At 32.8% G+C, this 16,330-nt stretch carries 18 protein-coding genes; 12 read left to right on the top strand and 6 right to left on the bottom strand.

The genetic code is table 11. The features are described 5' to 3' along the window. The 9 genes from NPX36_RS01315 to tsaB all read left to right on the top strand — a co-directional run bounded on the left by NPX36_RS01315 (position 1) and on the right by tsaB (position 6,584). Entirely contained in the window at positions 1-342 is a 342-nt protein-coding gene (locus tag NPX36_RS01315; RefSeq protein ID WP_257499640.1) for a hypothetical protein, read from the top strand. An 8-nt stretch (positions 343-350) separates the two neighbouring features. Then, entirely contained in the window at positions 351-797 is a 447-nt protein-coding gene (locus NPX36_RS01310; protein WP_257499639.1) for a hypothetical protein, read from the top strand. Between the two features lie 595 nt (positions 798-1,392). Continuing rightward, a complete protein-coding gene (locus NPX36_RS01305) occupies positions 1,393-1,983 on the top strand; it encodes a hypothetical protein (protein ID WP_257499638.1) in 591 nt (196 codons plus the stop codon). Positions 1,984-2,852: 869 nt separating this feature from the next. Then, positions 2,853-3,557, top strand: a complete 705-nt coding sequence (locus NPX36_RS01300) for a hypothetical protein (protein WP_257499637.1) — start codon at positions 2,853-2,855, stop codon at positions 3,555-3,557. 245 nt (positions 3,558-3,802) lie between these two features. Then, positions 3,803-4,465, top strand: a complete 663-nt coding sequence (locus NPX36_RS01295) for a hypothetical protein (protein ID WP_257499636.1) — start codon at positions 3,803-3,805, stop codon at positions 4,463-4,465. Between the two features lie 2 nt (positions 4,466-4,467). Beyond that, positions 4,468-5,136 carry an SCO family protein gene (locus NPX36_RS01290; protein ID WP_257499635.1) on the top strand — a complete coding sequence of 223 codons (669 nt, stop codon included), beginning with the start codon at positions 4,468-4,470 and terminating at the stop codon, positions 5,134-5,136. After that, positions 5,136-5,678, top strand: a complete 543-nt coding sequence (locus tag NPX36_RS01285; RefSeq protein ID WP_257499634.1) for a DUF420 domain-containing protein — start codon at positions 5,136-5,138, stop codon at positions 5,676-5,678. Before NPX36_RS01290 ends, NPX36_RS01285 begins: the two co-directional genes overlap by 1 nt. Beyond that, positions 5,668-5,910 (top strand): hypothetical protein, encoded by a 243-nt coding sequence (locus NPX36_RS01280; protein ID WP_257499633.1) that lies wholly within the window; start codon positions 5,668-5,670, stop codon positions 5,908-5,910. Before NPX36_RS01285 ends, NPX36_RS01280 begins: the two co-directional genes overlap by 11 nt. Further along, a complete protein-coding gene (gene tsaB / locus NPX36_RS01275; RefSeq protein WP_257499632.1) occupies positions 5,910-6,584 on the top strand; it encodes a tRNA (adenosine(37)-N6)-threonylcarbamoyltransferase complex dimerization subunit type 1 TsaB in 675 nt (224 codons plus the stop codon). The genes NPX36_RS01280 and tsaB overlap by 1 nt, the downstream gene beginning before the upstream one ends. A gap of 139 nt (positions 6,585-6,723) precedes the next feature. On the opposite strand, the gene NPX36_RS01270 is transcribed toward tsaB, so the two are convergent. From NPX36_RS01270 to NPX36_RS01260, 3 genes are read right to left on the bottom strand one after another with little or no spacing between them, the layout of a single operon-like run. Next, the gene (locus NPX36_RS01270) at positions 6,724-7,380 is read right to left on the bottom strand and encodes a hypothetical protein (RefSeq protein WP_257499631.1); all 657 of its coding nucleotides are present in this window, start codon (positions 7,378-7,380) and stop codon (positions 6,724-6,726) included. Between the two features lie 5 nt (positions 7,381-7,385). Next, positions 7,386-9,371 (bottom strand): thioredoxin domain-containing protein, encoded by a 1,986-nt coding sequence (locus tag NPX36_RS01265; RefSeq protein WP_257499630.1) that lies wholly within the window; start codon positions 9,369-9,371, stop codon positions 7,386-7,388. Positions 9,372-9,424: 53 nt separating this feature from the next. Beyond that, complete coding sequence (locus NPX36_RS01260; RefSeq protein WP_257499629.1) at positions 9,425-10,327, bottom strand: NifU family protein; 903 nt, start codon at positions 10,325-10,327, stop codon at positions 9,425-9,427. Between the two features lie 184 nt (positions 10,328-10,511). Between NPX36_RS01260 and NPX36_RS01255 the strand changes: the two genes are divergently transcribed. After that, positions 10,512-11,543, top strand: coding sequence for a PorP/SprF family type IX secretion system membrane protein (locus NPX36_RS01255; RefSeq protein ID WP_257499628.1), 1,032 nt, complete (start codon positions 10,512-10,514; stop codon positions 11,541-11,543). Between the two features lie 47 nt (positions 11,544-11,590). Then, positions 11,591-12,100 carry a gamma carbonic anhydrase family protein gene (locus NPX36_RS01250; RefSeq protein WP_257499627.1) on the top strand — a complete coding sequence of 170 codons (510 nt, stop codon included), beginning with the start codon at positions 11,591-11,593 and terminating at the stop codon, positions 12,098-12,100. Between the two features lie 26 nt (positions 12,101-12,126). On the opposite strand, the gene NPX36_RS01245 is transcribed toward NPX36_RS01250, so the two are convergent. The 3 genes from NPX36_RS01245 to NPX36_RS01235 form a co-directional block, all read right to left on the bottom strand. Continuing rightward, the gene (locus NPX36_RS01245; RefSeq protein ID WP_257499626.1) at positions 12,127-12,768 is read right to left on the bottom strand and encodes a hypothetical protein; all 642 of its coding nucleotides are present in this window, start codon (positions 12,766-12,768) and stop codon (positions 12,127-12,129) included. Positions 12,769-12,827: 59 nt separating this feature from the next. After that, positions 12,828-13,178, bottom strand: a complete 351-nt coding sequence (locus NPX36_RS01240) for a PUR family DNA/RNA-binding protein (protein ID WP_257499625.1) — start codon at positions 13,176-13,178, stop codon at positions 12,828-12,830. Between the two features lie 68 nt (positions 13,179-13,246). After that, positions 13,247-15,004 (bottom strand): ABC transporter ATP-binding protein, encoded by a 1,758-nt coding sequence (locus NPX36_RS01235; RefSeq protein ID WP_257499624.1) that lies wholly within the window; start codon positions 15,002-15,004, stop codon positions 13,247-13,249. A 162-nt stretch (positions 15,005-15,166) separates the two neighbouring features. Here NPX36_RS01235 and NPX36_RS01230 point away from each other — a divergent pair, with 162 nt between their 5' ends. Then, entirely contained in the window at positions 15,167-16,267 is a 1,101-nt protein-coding gene (locus NPX36_RS01230; RefSeq protein ID WP_257499623.1) for a Glu/Leu/Phe/Val dehydrogenase dimerization domain-containing protein, read from the top strand. Positions 16,268-16,330: the final 63 nt, after the last annotated feature.

The raw sequence follows: 16,330 nt of genomic DNA, 5'->3' as shown, positions 1-16,330 counted from the left end.
ATGAAAAAAAAAATTTTTATTATTAGTTCTCTTTTTCTATTTATATCTTGTAAAACAGATTGTGAATGGAATGCAAATGGATACAGAAACGAAGAGTGCTTAATAATTGTAGATGAATTATCGCCGGATAACACTACTACAATGTCAATTAAAGGTATTAGCATAGAAGATGGTAAATATACTGTTTCAAGTGAGAATCAAAGATGGTGGTATACATACAGAGATCAAATAGAGCGTGGAGATACTATAATTAAAAGAAAAGGAGAACTAACGTTTAATATCCATAAAAAAGATACAATCCTATCTTATAATTGGGAATGTGAAGGGCAAGTTTATAAATAAAAAAAGCAATGAAAAAATTATTATTAGTATTAGTTAGCGTGTCATTTTTGTATTCTTGTAATAAACTCAATATACAAAGAAAAAATACGATAACGGACAAAATTGAGGCTGAAAAAGTAGTAAATCTTTATTTTGAGAATCTTAAATTTGATAAAAGAGATGATAATTTAAAATTATTTAGCAATAGTTTTTTTGATAAAATATCTAAAGAAGATTTTAAAAAAGATAGTGGTATTGTCGATATTAAATTAGGCAAAGTTAAAGATAGAAAACTTCTAAAATGGGAAACAAATATAGTGGATGGTACTAATCCTAAATCCGAATATTTGTTGATTTATGATGTTCAAAGGGAAAACTATAATTCTAAAGAAACATTTTATCTTCTTAAAGAAGCAACAGACTCAATTAAAATAAACTCTTACCAGGTTGAATCAGAGGGTTTGCTGAAAGAATAATGATAATATTTGGTAGTGTATCAGAAGTGTTGATAAAATTTTCTACGGCTACAAAACCCGATGGCGCGGATTTGTAATCCGTGACTATAAAAACCAACAGCCTCTTTACACACGTATTGAGGCTGTTTTGTTATAAAACACTTTACTGTTGTTGCACATTTAATAGTTTGTGTTAAAAATTAAAACGCAAATGTGTCCTCGCTACCGCACGAATCCTTTCGTGTGGGGGTTAGTAAAAAAAACGCACGCGCAGATTTAAGGTTGCAATCCGAGTGTTAAATAAATAAAAGTGAGGTATGCCAACAGAGTATAAATTAACAGACCTTAATAGTGTAAATTTTATAAACATAACAACAGTAGGTTGGGTAGATAAAGTCACGGATTGCAAATCCGCGACATCAGGGGTTTATGCTGAGCCAGTCGAAGTAACCCAAGAATTAGTATATTTGTAAGTGTGGATGTTTTTGCGGAAAACTGTGCAAGCTGAATATGTTACCAGTACGAACATATGGACTATGATGGTGAGGATTTGCTATCCCTAGCTCCAATTAGCATTACTGAAAAGTTAATTTCAAATATCAATTAAATACTAAAAATGACAAAGATATTTTTTTTGATCAGTTTTCTATTGCTTGCTACTAATTGCAATAAACAAAATGAAGATTTATCGAAGGTACAAGATAAATATATCATGAGTTATCAAAGTTGGAATTTGCAAACTGATTCTCAGATAAAACGCGATTCCGTTTTGTTTTATATAGATGAATTGATAAATATTAGTGAAGATGATTTTTATAAAATAGAAAAAATAAAATTTTTATGTCGAATAGATAAACATAACGATGCTCTATTAGTCATTAAAACATTAAAAGAGCAAGATTCATTTGCGATTGAATTATTTAGAAGTCTTGTAGAAATCAAAGGGTATTCAAACGGAGCTGATTTTGGATTAAAGAATGTTTATGATAAATATGAAGGGAAAAAGTTAACAATAGAAGAAAATTTTTATAAAATAGCTTTAGATTATTATTTTAAAGGACGAAATTATGCACTTAATGAAATTAATACTATAATTGAAAGAGATGAGTTGTCATTGTCAAATAAACAACTTTATGAATTACTTAAACAAAAAATACAGGAAGAAGAGGATGGTTTAGAAGTATTATTTTGTATATATAATCTATAATTTACGGTAATGTAGGCTGGTACAGATTTGCAATTCCCCGCTACCGCGCGAATCCTTTCGTGTGATGGTAAGTAAAAAAAACGCACGCGCAGATTTAAGGTTGCAATCCGAGTGTTAAATAAATAAAAGTGAGGTATGCCAACAGAATATAAATTAACAGACCTTAATAGTGTATATTTAATAAACATAACAACAGTAGGTTGGGTAGATAAAGTCACGGATTGCAAATCCGCGACATCAGGGTTTAATTAAACTATTTATGAATATTATAATTTTTTTAAAAAACTTTTGGCTAGATTTTTTTGCGGCTAATCATAGTAGATTAATGAAGAATGCCAGTTACGAAACGCCAATTAGTACTTTATTACATTTATCATTTACTCAAGCAGTTAATTTTAATACTGTTTTTATATTAATCTTACATTTTTTGTTTGAAATAAAACTGAACTTTGTAATATTATTTTTACCAATTGTTATAATAGCTCTTATTAATAGTTATTATTTCTATAATAAGCTAAATTCTCGGCAAAGATCAGAAATAATTAATAGAAAGCCTAATTACAAGAGATTGATTTATGATATATATGATGTGTGTTCAACACTGCTATTTATATTGTCAATGATTTTAGTTTCAAAATACAGATAAGTCCTCAGCTACTCCCGCTACCGCACGAATCCTTTCGTGTGGTGGGCTTTTTATTTTAAACCTTTACAATCGGGATTTGTAATTAATTCCATAGATTTGGAATATAATAGCGCAAGCAATTATAAAAACAACAATAAACAGTTTTTAAAAATTGTTTTCAATTAAATGCGGCACGAACTAAATGATTGCGCGAGGAAGGAGATTACTTGAACGAAAAGAAAAAATGAAGAACTATTTTATATTTTTAATATTTTCTATTTATTATAATTCATCTGCTCAAGAAGTATATCAAAGTGATTTATTTGAGTTTAAAATAAAAGGAGATACTTTTGAATTGCATAATCGATATGATATAGAAGAAGAACTGTATCAAAGAAGAAAATCATTTTGTCCACTAATAGCAAAAGGATATATTAAAAAGGAAGATAAATTTTATTATAGCCTCAGGTCTATTCATTCATCCGAAGAATTTAAATCAAAGCTACTAAAATCTGAATATCGGAAGGAATTAAAAGACTCTTTATCCATCACTATTAAAATTTTAAACGTTAATAAGTTAGATATTAATAATTTTATTTTTAGTAGTATTTATAATGTAAACATCCAAGAAGATAATGATGGTTGTAAATTAGTATTTAAGGTTTCAAAGTTGTGGACACACAAAATATATTTATTGGCCTATCCTAAAAATGAGAATTTGTTATTAACTGACGATGTGATAAGCGTATCTTTTAGCAATCAATTAGTTATTGATTTTTTTCGATACGATTTGTCATTATTAAAACATGATTATAATGATTTTTATTTTGAAATACAGAACTTTAATCCATGCAATTTATATTTGAAATATTTTGATGGAGATTTTGTGAAAATAAAAAATGATAAATTATATTGGAAAGATAAAGTGTTTTTGAAAAAACAAACCTAGGTACGCAAAGTCTCACGACTTTGAGCAACAATAAAAAGCAAATAGTTTTTGTTGCAAAAAAAGTATGTTTATTTAAGAATAATTATACTATGAAAAACATGATATTTCAGTTGTTTCCTATCAAAACTTAAAATATTTATCATCAAAATAGATTTTTGGAACATTAGTTGGTTTTTAAACTATAAATAAGCGTTAAAAAGGCGGTAATTACACCGTCTTTTTTTATTTTTGTAAAAATTTTCACCATGAAAAAATTACTGCTCTTGGTAGCACTTTTTATAGTACCCATTGTTGCATATTTGTTTTTTGCATCGGGTGTAAATTCTTTTATAAAACTACCTGTTGTCACCGAAAAAATTGCAGAACTTCCTTCAAACTGGCAACCTCTTTCGGAAAATCCTGTGCAACTAAAAAATAAAATAACCATTTTGGGTTTTCCCGGAACCGATATAAAATATGTGGAGGGTAATATCACCAATTTAGCCCATAAAATTTATGATCGCAATAAAGATTTTGTAGATTTTCAAGTCGTAATGATTGCTCCAAAAGGCACTGAAGAAGCCATTAACAAGTTAAACCAGCAATTAGGCGTAAACGTTGACCTAAAAAATTGGCACTATGTTATGGCAGATGCCAACGAAATCAAAGAATACCACAAACAATTGGGTTTGGTGGGTGGTTTAGATGATAAATACGGAACTTCGAACGTTTATATTATCGATAAAGAATTGAACTTACGAGGACGAAAAGGCAAAAACAAAAAAGGAGAAGAAGAGTATCGCGAAGGATACAACACCATTTCGGCAGCCGATTTGCACAATGAAATGGCAGACGATGTAAAGGTGATTTTAGCTGAATACCGATTGGCACTCAAAAAAAACAACAGAATTGATAACGTAACCAATTAATAATGAAAAAGAACTATTCATACATTTGGATTTCACTGGTGGTTTTAGTTTTTGGTATTTACTTTGTACCAAAAATCGTAAACCGGTTTCAAAACGCATCGGTTGTAGAAAGCGATCGTTTAAATGTGGCAAACCGAAATGATTTACTAGAAGTGGGCAAAGCACCTGCTTTTTCATTCATCAATCAAAACAAGGAAACCATTACCAACAAAGATTATGATGGAAAGGTTTATTTGGTGGAATTTTTCTTTTCTACCTGTCCAACTATTTGTCCCATAATGAATGAAAATATGGTGAAGTTGCAAAACGAATTTCAGAAAGAAGAGCGTTTTGGAATTGTATCAATCACTATTGACCCAGAAACAGATACGCCCGAAAATTTAAAAGAACACGCGCAGTTTTTAGGTGCTACAATGAAAAACTGGCATTTTTTAACAGGGAAAGAAGACGATATTTTTGCCTTGTCGCGTAAATTTAATTTATATGTTGGCAGAAATAGCGAAGCTCCCGGCGGTTTTGAACATTCAGGCTTGTTTGCTTTGATTGATAAAAACGGAATAATTCGTTCAAGGGATATCAGTATAAACGGTGATTTTCCGTATTATGATGGAACCAACGAAGAAGGCTTAAAAATGCTTAAAGAAGATATTCAACAATTAATTAAAGAATAATGGAAAGTGCACAAATTGAAAAAAAATACAGCATTTGGATTTGGATCTTGTCTATTGCCATTCCGGTTGTTGTAGCTGTTTTATTCAGTGTAAACCTACACGATTTGGGGTACAACGTGAAACCACTCACTTTTTTACCACCAATTTATGCAACTATAAACGGGATTACAGCTGTGTTGCTCGTTTGGGCTGTGCGTGCTATTAAAAAAGGAAACCAATCTTTGCATGAACGTTTAATAAAAATATGCATTGGCTGTTCGGTTGCTTTTTTGGCAATGTATGTGGCGTATCACATGACATCTGTAGAAACTAAATTTGGCGGAGAAGGTGCATTAAGATACCTTTACTTTTTTATTTTAATTACTCACATTCTTTTATCCATCATCATTATTCCATTTGTGTTGGTAACTTTTGTACGTGGTATTGCAGGTGCATATCAGCGTCACAAAAAATTGGCGCGCATCACCTATCCCATGTGGTTATATGTGGCCGTTACCGGCGTAATTGTATATTTAATGATTGCTCCGTATTATGTACACTAAAAAAGCTATAACCTTATATCTATTCGCTATTTTCTGTTTGCTATTTTCTGTTGATGGAATTGCTCAGTGTGCCATGTGCAGAGCAGCGTTGGAAACCGAAGAAACCGGGATGAAAGCCGAAGCTGTAAACGATGGAATTGTGTATTTAATGGCATTTCCTTATCTTCTTTTATTGGTGGGTGGCATTGTGATTTATCGAATCATGAAAGGAAAAAAGAAAAACAAAGCATAATGGTTTATATTTTAAATATCGAAACAGCTACAAAGAATTGCTCTGTAAGTGTTGGTGCCAATGGAACAACCATCGCTTTTAAAGAACTTTCCGAAGAGCAATTTAATCATGCCGAAAAATTGCATGTGTTTATTAAAGATGTTTTAAACCAAGCTTCTCTTGATTTATCGCAATTGCATGCAGTAGCAGTTAGTAAAGGTCCGGGTTCATATACCGGTTTGCGAATTGGTGTTTCTGCTGCAAAAGGCTTGTGTTATGCCTTGGATATTCCCTTAATTGCTGTGGATACATTGGCAGTTTTGGCAGCACAAATTTCTGTTGCAAACGGTTTGATAATTCCAATGATCGACGCCCGAAGAATGGAAGTTTTCACCCAACAATTTAATGAACACAACAAAGCAATTACCCCTGCCGAAGCTTTAATTATTGATGAAACTGCTTTTGCAGATAAAAGCGGAAATATTCATTTGGTGGGCGATGGTGCATTGAAATGTAAAACTGTTTTAACCAGTGATACATTTGTTTTCCATGAAGATGTTGTTTATCCTTCAGCAAAACAAATGAGTCCATTAAGTTATGAGAAGTTTCAGCAGAATGATTTTGTAGATGTGGCTTATTTTGAACCTTATTACCTTAAAGATTTTATGCTTACCACCAAAAAAATAACAAATTAGATGTTTTCTTTGAATACGAACTTTGTCAAAGTTTAGAACTTTTTGGCAGAATTTATAAAAGCAGAAATTTTGTAACCTAACGCTTTTTTGGTTAACCACTAGAAAAAGAAAAGACTCCCAAAAAGGAGTCTTCATTGTTTTAAAGAGTAGCTAAGAAATGTCCCAGCTTAATCATATCGGCGTCGTTTTCCTTAATTTTATTTTCTTTATAGAATTTTTTAATTTCTGCCGATTTTCCTTCAATATTTTTATCTAAGGTTTTCTGTTTTCCATCAAATTCAAACGTTTGATTGTTATAGGTAATGTAATACAAATCATTGTTTTGTTTGTAAAAAGCTTGTGAATCACTTTCATAACTATTACTAGCTTTTGTTGCAGGATTCAATTTAACACTTTGAAATTTAGAAACTTTCACATTGTTTTGATCCATTAAAATTTTATGGTATCTGCTGTAAGAATTCTTGTCATCGGTATATTGCAACAATTCATAAACACTACCGTCTTCAAATACAAAATGCGTGTTTTTTTCTTTAATCAACTCTAAAATATCGCTTCCGTCTTTGTATTCCATCACATCTGCATAAGCATTGTATCTAATTGGGAAGTTTTGAGTGCCGTTATTCACTTTTGCACTTTCAAAAGATTTTTGAATGTATTTTGATCCTGCAACAGCAGCGTCGTTAAAATCTGCACTTCTTCTAAAGGTTAAATTATTTCCACCAGTTTGAACAGTAACTTGCGCGTTTGTAGCAAGTGTAAATAATCCGAGAGAAAGTATAAAGATTGTTTTTTTCATGAGGTTTAATTTAAAATTTTAGTAAAATCGTTTGTTTCTATTTGGCAACTATGTAATGTACAAACTTGAAATTTTTTGGTTTGATTTTTATAGCCGTCTAAAATAGGAATATTTAATGAATTATTCAGTATTATTTGATGCTTATTTGCTTCATAAATAGCACGGAATTCTTCTTGTGAAACATCTTTCAAAATGATGTACTCAAAATGATTGGTAACTAATAAATAGTTTGTTAACCATTCCGAATAAGCACTGGCGTAATTGATTTGTGCAAGCACCCTTTCAATCATTTCATTGGAAACTTTTGTGAAATATTCGTTTTTAAAAAGAAATCCCAAATAAAATAAATTTCGAGCCATGATTGCATTGCCCGATGGTATCACATTGTCTTCTATTTCAAAAACCGTACCAAGTGAGTTATCTTTCGATGCTTTAAAAAAGCCTTGTTTTTCATCAAAAAATACATCTAAAGCATAAAAGGTAAGTTCTTGAGCAAACTGCAGGTGCTGCTGTTGCTGTGTTTTATTGAAAAGCTGGATAAAAGCTTCAATGGTAAACGCATAATCTTCTAATGTGCCATCGATATACAATTTATTGTTTTTAAAAACTCTTCCTAATTGATTGTTTTGAAAGGCTTTTGTTTGCAGAAAATGAGTCAAAGATGCGATACTTTGGTTGATTTTTTGTGAGGGAATGATTCTTTCTGCCATTAATAAACCAGTTAAAAGTTGAGCGTTCCACGAGGTGATGATTTTGTCATCAAGCAATGGCTTTGTTCTTTTTTCTCGATTTTTCAACAAAAGTTGCTCCCAATTCATCTTTAGTTGTTCAAGATGGTTGAGGTTTAAATGATATTTTTTGGCAATTACGGCTAAATCTTCTTTTTGAAATAAAACATACGCCTGTGCTTCTTCCCAAAATCCATCGGTATTAATTGAAAAAACATCTGCAAACAAATTCCATTCACTTGGGTCAATTAAATCCTGAAGTTCGTTTTTTTGCCAAAAATAGTAAGCACCTTCTTGCAATTTATTTTCGGTATTAAAACTATCGGCATCGTATGCGGCATAAAATCCACCCGAAGCATCTTGCCAATTTTTTGTAACGAATGCAACTGTTTTTTCTACAACATTTTTATACAATGTGTTATTTGTGCGAAGATATGCTTTGGAATAGGTTGTGAGCAGTTGGGCATTGTCATACAACATTTTTTCAAAGTGGGGAATGTGCCATTTGTGATCAACACTATAGCGCGAAAAGCCACCTTCAAGCACGTCAAACAAACCACCATAAGCCATTTTAGAAAGTGTGAGCTCTACATGCTGGGTTAAGGAAGCATCGTTTGTTGCAATTCCATATTGATAAAGAAAATTCAAATTAGTAGGCATCATGAATTTTGGTGCCCGTTGATAACCACCAAACTCATCATCGAAACTTTTTTTCCAGTTAGACAAAAGAGGATTAAAGTCAAATTGTGTTGATTGTTTTGGATAAATTTCTAACATATTATTGGCAAGCGAAATACCATTCTGAAGTTTTTCTGCATATTCATACATTTTTTCAGGGTTGCTTGCAAAAAGTTCGGCTAATTGTTCTAAAACATCTATCCATTGCGCTTTAGGTACATAAGTGGCGCCCCACACAGGCAAACCATTTGGCAAAGCTACAATGTTTAGCGGCCAGCCACCTTGCTTGGTCATTAGCTGTAATGCCTGCATATAATATGCGTCTATTGCCGGTAATTCTTCGCGGTCAATCTTAAAACTGGTAAAAGAAGCATTCATCACATGTGCAACTTCATTGTCTTCAAAACACTCTTTTTCCATCACGTGGCACCAATGGCAAGCGGCATATCCAATACTAATGATGAGTAATTTATTGGATTCTTTTGCAAAATTTCTGTTTTGGGTATTCCACATTTGCCAAAAAACAGGATTTTGGGCATGTTGCAGCAAATAGGGGGAATGTGCGTTTTTAAGCTGATTTTGCATAATTGTATTTTTTAGAATAAATAAAAAAGGCTGAGAAAACTCAACCTTATCAATTAACCGTTTAATGCTTCCACCACAATATCATTGTTTTGAAGCATTTGTCGCAGCATATTTTCGATACCATTTTTTAACGTAAAAGTTGATGACGGGCACCCGCTACATGCGCCTTTTAGCGTTACAGTAACAAGTTTGCTGGTGTCGTCATAGCTTTCGAAGGTGATATTACCACCGTCTGATTGCACAGCTGGTTTTACATATTCTTCTAAAATATTGATGATTTGTTGAGAGGTTACATCTAAATTTTCAAAATAGTCTTCTTGTTGTTGTTCGTGCTCTTTTGTTTGCGAAATTAAACTCTCATCGATAACCGTTCCGCCATTTTCAATGAATTGTTTAATAAATGAGCGCACTTCTAATGTAATTTCATCCCATTGATACGCATCAAATTTTGTTACCGAAACGTAATTTTCATCAATAAAAACTTCTTTTACATAAGGCAATTTAAACAACTCTATTGCCAAGGGTGATGGTTTAGCGTCATCGATATTCTTAAATTCCACCGCTGTTTTGGTGAGTAGTTTGTTTGATACAAATTTTAGTACGCCCGGGTTTGGTGTGGTTTCGCCATACACTGTTACCGGAATTTTTTTAGAAGAAGTTGCTTCTGTTTCTATCAGTACTTTGCCACCATTGGTAACAAAATCTTCAATTTGCTTTTTAACTTCGTCTTGCACATCACTCCATTCTACAATCGAAAAACGCTCTACCGCAACAAAATTTCCTGAAATGTAAACCGTTTTTACAAAAGGGAGATAAAAAAGTTGACGTGCCAAAGGCGAATTTGCCGTTTCATCGATGTTTTTAAACTCAAAATTGCTTCCATAGCTTATAAAATCTGGGAATTCAAATTTAATTATAGCGGGGTTTTGAGTGTCCTTTATATTTATTTTAAACATTTTTTAAGATTTTTTTCAAAATTAACAAAGAAATATCAATTGAATATTTATATTTGGAATTTAAACGTAAAATTAACATATTTGAATTCGTAACATTTTTAGATATATTTTAAAACCATAGTATATATTGTATTATAGTTTTTTATATATTTGTTAACCATTTCTAAAGAGAAAAAAAGAATTTATGAATATATTTACTAAATCTTTATTAGTTGTTATATCTTCATTATTTGTGTCACAAATAAGTAATGCGCAAGAAGGAATTCCTGTGTATCAAGATTATTTAACAGATAACTATTATCTTATCCACCCTTCAATGGCGGGTATAGCAAATTGTGCAAAAGTTCGTTTAACGGCACGCCAGCAATGGTTCGGTGAAAAAGATGCACCCGCTTTGCAAACAGCAAGTGTTAATACCGCTATTTCGGAGCGATCAGGAATTGGTTTCATCGCTTTTAACGATAGAAATGGATACCATAAACAAGCAGGAGCAAAAGTAACTTATGCACACCATATCACTTTTTCACGAAGCGATTATGATTTGAATAAACTATCTTTTGGTATTAGTGCCGGTATGGTGAATTCGCAATTAGACCAAAGTGAATGGGGCAATATTTTTGATCCTTCAGTTACTGGAGAGGAATTAAGATACAACTATTTTAATGTAGATATTGGTGCTTCATACCACTTCTTAGACTTTTATGCACACGGTACGGTTAAAAACGTAATCACTACCGATCGTGAAATTTATTCAATGGTTGAAAACGATAACATTCGCCGATACATTGTTTCTGCAGGTTATGTGTTTTCTAAAAACCGAGGATACAGATCTTATCGCGACCAAGGTTTCTCATGGGAACCATCGGTTTTATTCCAATACGCTGAAGCTACAGAAGAGAAAATGTTAGACCTTAACCTTAAAATGTATAAGGAATTTTCTAACGGACAATTTTTTGCAGGTATTTCTTACAGAACCATGTTTGAAGGGGCTGAATACATGAAAGATGTAAACGGAGAAGTTAAAAAACAAAACTATCATTCTGTTTCACCGATATTGGGTGTTAAATTCAAAAACATTATGGTGGGTTACACTTATTCGCACCAATTTGGTGAAGTGCAGTTTGCAAATGGAGGTTTTCACCAGTTAACACTTGGTTTCAACTTCTTGTGTAGAGAAAGTAATTACAAATGTAACTGCCCGTCAGTTAACTTTTAATATTAACAGAAAATCCCGATATTTATCGGGATTTTTTATTTTATACTATGGCTTTAATTAAATCTATAAACGGAAAAGCACCTCAATTTCCAGATAATTGTTTCATTGCTGAAAATGCTACCATTATTGGCGATGTACAAATGGGTGAAAACTGCAGTGTTTGGTATAATGCAGTGGTTCGTGGTGATGTACATTTTATAAAAATGGGTAACAAAGTGAATGTACAAGACAATGCAGTAATACATTGTACCTATCAAAAGCACCCCACAATTATAGGAAATAATGTTTCAATTGGTCACAACGCCGTTGTGCACGGTTGTACGATTCACGATAATGTATTAGTGGGTATGGGAGCAATAATCATGGATAATTGTGTGGTACACAGCAACGTTATTGTAGCTGCCGGTGCAGTAGTTACCCAAAATATGGAATTGTTGCCAAATGGCATTTATGCCGGAATTCCCGCTAGACGTGTGAAAGAATTAGAAGCATCTGCCTTTGCGGGCGAGATTGAACGAATAAGTAATAATTACGTGTTGTACAGTAGTTGGCAATAAAAAACAAGCTTTTATGGCTTGTTTTTTTATGTTCTCCTTAAAAAATTCGATTTGCTGTAAAATAAAATAAACTGATAGATATGTAAGGAAGCTTCGCCTTCGGTCATTCCATTATAAAGCAATCTTCTCATTAATTTTTGGTAATCTAGGGTTTCTTTAAAACGACGGTATTGATAGTCTTTAAAAAGTTTTAACTGATTGTGAGTAAATGTTTCGGTTCTTCCGATGATGCCTTTTTTTACTTCAAATACAATGTATTGGTCATATAGAGGCATTAAAGAATCGTTTGCACTGAATCTTTCTGTACCCATGCCAATATCAAACAAGCCATTCACCCAGCTTAGAAACATGGGTTCGTTTGTAGTGTTTAATTCTTGTAAAACAGACAAGTCTTTCACTTTTTGATTTTTACCGTGAATGTACATATTGTTTAAGTAAAATTTATTTTCTTTCACTTCAAAAACAGCCAAGTACTTGCGGTTGATAATGGTGGTGTCTTTATTAGGAACGGGTCGTTTACTTGGATAATATCTAAAATATTGTTCCATGTGGTGGTAACGGTACGGATACGTTTTTCCGTTCCAAATGATTTGTTCGGGTTCATAATTTTTTTGAGCAGCTACGTTTAGCGCAATCAAAAGAAAGACAAAGGTGTAAAGTTGTTTCATAGGCTTTTAAAAAAAATACCGGACAATTTGCCGGTATTTAGTATCGTAGTATCATTTTTTTAAAAATCATCGAATTCTACATTTGTAAAACTTTTTGCATCAGCCAATTCTCTTTTGAAATCTTTTTGATGTCTTTCAGAAATAACTTCTTCGCCTTTTTGTTCTAGCACATAATCGGTCATTTCATTTAAGATTTCTTTAAAAGAGGTGAAATCTTCTTTATACAAGTAAATTTTGTGTTTTTTGAAGTGGAATGATCCATCTTCTTCCGTGAACTTTTTACTCTCTGTAATGGTTACATAGTAATCATCTGCTTTGGTAGATCGCACATCAAAAAAGTAAGTTCTTCTACCTGCTCTTAATACTTTTGAAAAGATTTCTTCTTTTTCTAGCATTTCATTGTCTCTCATAGTCCTTTCGTTCTGTTAAAGTTTTTACATCTCTTCAAAAGTCTAAAAAAAATCTAATAAAACAAAATTTAAAGTACATCTTTTTCGGCTAATTGTTTATTATACAAATCTGTGTAATAGCCGTTTTGTTTTAACAGTTGAAAATGAGTGCCTTGCTCTAATATTTCGCCCTCGTTTAAGATGATGATTTTATCTGCATTTTTTGCCGATGACACCCGGTGGGTTACAATTATAGTTGTTTTTTTTGCCGAAATATCTTTTAAGTTGTTTAAAATGCGTTCTTCGGTTTCGGTATCAACAGCAGACAAGCAATCGTCTAACAACAAAACAGGAGCATCTTTTATCAGCGCACGTGCAATAGAAACCCGTTGTTTTTGTCCGCCTGATAGGGTAATGCCGCGTTCGCCCAAAATAGTTTCATAGCCGTTTTCAAATCGAATAATGTTTTTATGCACATCGGCTATTTTTGCATAATGTTCAATTTCTTCTTGTGTTGCGTTTTCTTTACCGAATTGAATGTTGGTTTTGATGGTATCCGAGAACAAAAAGGCATCTTGGGGCACCACCGCAATCTGGTCGCGAAGGTTTTCTACATTCCAATTTTTAATATCGATTCCATCAATAGCGATAGAGCCTGATGAAACATCATACAAACGAGAAATCAACTGTAAAATGGTCGATTTTCCAGAGCCGGTTTTCCCTAGAAATGCCACGGTTTCGCCTTTTTCAATTGTGAAGGAGATATTGTTTAGTGCTTGAATATTGGTGTCTTCATAAGTAAAATGCACTTTGTGGAATTCAATTTTTCCTTGCAGAAGATGCTGTTCTGTTGTGTTTGATTGAATAGATGGTTCTTCGTTTAAAAATTCATTAATGCGTTTTTGGGAAGAATCAGCTTCTTGAATCATAGACGAAACCCAGCCCAAAGATGCAATGGGCCATGTGAGCATATTTATATATAAAATAAATTGTGCAATGATACCAATTTCGGTAATTACACCATTAATATACATGCGTGCTCCAATAAAAACAATTAATAAGTTGCTTATACCGATCAATAAAATCATCAAAGGACCAATTAATGCGTTGGTATAGGTTAACCGCATAAATTTGGTTTTGCTTTCGGTTGTGGCAAGGTCGTAAGCAGTATTTTCGCGATTTTCTAAGGTGTATGCTTTAATAACGCGGATGCCTGAAAAAATTTCCTGCGAAAAAGAGGATAGTTTCGAAAGATTTTGCTGATAAGCAAAACTGCGACGGTTGATTTCGGTACTTAATTTATACATTAAGATTGCCAAAAAAGGCACAGGAATTAGAGAATACCAAGTAAGGGTGGGCGAGATGATATACATCTGCACAATAACAACCGCCATTCTAAAAACAGTGTTGATTGAATACATCACTGCCGGGCCCACATACTGTCGCACCTTTGCAACATCTTCCGAAATACGGCTCATTAAATCACCGGTGCGCTGGCGTTTGTAAAAATCTAAACTTAATTTTTGATAGTGGTCGTAAATTTCATTTTTTAGATCAAATTCAATATGGCGCGACATCACAATAATGGTTTGCCGCATTAAAAAAGTTAAAAAACCTGCGGCTAATGTGGTGCCGATAATAAGCAGCATATTGTGCCATAGTGCTTTTTTAGTGGCTTCGGCGGTTAGTTCGTTTTTTAAGAAATGTTCTAAAACCGTAATTGCATCTCCAATATATTGCGGCGTGAAAACGGTAAATATCTGCGAGGCAATTGTAATAACAATTCCGATTAAGAAGCGATATTTGTATTTTATAAAGTATTTATTAAGCTTTTGAAGTTCTTTCATAACTTATGCGGCATTTCTGCTAATAATTAATAAACCAATGTTTTTTGTTATAGCTTTTTTGTGCTATGTATTATATATTTGTCAATTTAATAATAATGTAAACATAAAATAATAATAAAAAATAATTGTTTTATATTTGATACTATCAAATTAAGTAAAATTATGACAACAAACACATATACTCCAGAAGAGTTAAAAAAAATTGATCCGGTTTTTGGACAAATTTCCTTTGATCATCACGAACAAGTTGTTTTTTGCCACGACAAAGATACTGGATTAAAAGCAATTATTGGTATTCATAATACAGTATTAGGTCCGGCATTGGGCGGTACTCGTATGTGGAATTATACTTCAGAGTGGGAAGCATTGAACGATGTTTTGCGTTTATCGCGCGGAATGACTTATAAATCTGCTATTTCTGGTTTAGATTTAGGAGGCGGTAAAGCAGTAATTATCGGTGATTCTAAAAAAGATAAAAGCCCAGAATTAATCAAAGCATTTGCAAAATATGTAGATTCTCTAAGCGGAAGATATATCACTGCAGAAGATGTAGGTACTACCACTCCCGATATGGATTTAATTCACTCAATCACCCCACACGTTACTGGAATTTCTGAAAGTTTAGGTGGATCAGGAAACCCATCACCTGTTACAGCATATGGTGTTTACATGGGATTAAAAGCAGCTACAAAGTTCAAATATGGCTCTGACGATTTAAGCGGAAAAAGAGTTTTAGTACAAGGAATTGGTAATGTTGGCGAAACATTGGTAAAACACTTGGTAAACGCCGGAGCTTTGGTAACAATTACAGATATTAGCAAAGAGCGCGTAGAAGAAGTAGCTCAAAAATACAACACAGCAATCTATATGGGCGATGATTTATATTCCTTAGATGTAGATATTTATGCACCATGTGCTTTAGGAGCTACTGTAAATACCGATTCTATTGCAAAATTAAAAGCACAAGTTATTGCCGGTGCAGCAAACAATCAATTGGCAGACGAAAGCATCCACGGAAAAATGTTGCAAGAAAAAGGTATTGTTTATGCGCCCGATTTCTTAATCAACGCTGGTGGTATCATTAATGTGTTTGGTGAAATTGCAAAATACGGTTCAGACGAAGCAATCCGCAGAACAGAAAATATTTATAACACCACATTAGATATTTTAAACTACGCAAAAGAACAAGGTATCAGACCCAACCAAGCAGCTATGAAAATGGCAGAGCAGCGTATTGAAAAGAAAAAACAAGAAAATAAATAAAATTTAAAATATTGTTTTAATTTTGCAAAGCGAAAATCAATCAGGTTTTCGCTTTCTTTATAA

The sequence above is a fragment of the Paenimyroides aestuarii genome (assembly GCF_024628805.1).
Taxonomy (GTDB): domain Bacteria; phylum Bacteroidota; class Bacteroidia; order Flavobacteriales; family Flavobacteriaceae; genus Flavobacterium; species Flavobacterium aestuarii_A.
This window is presented reverse-complemented; position numbering and strand designations above follow the sequence as displayed.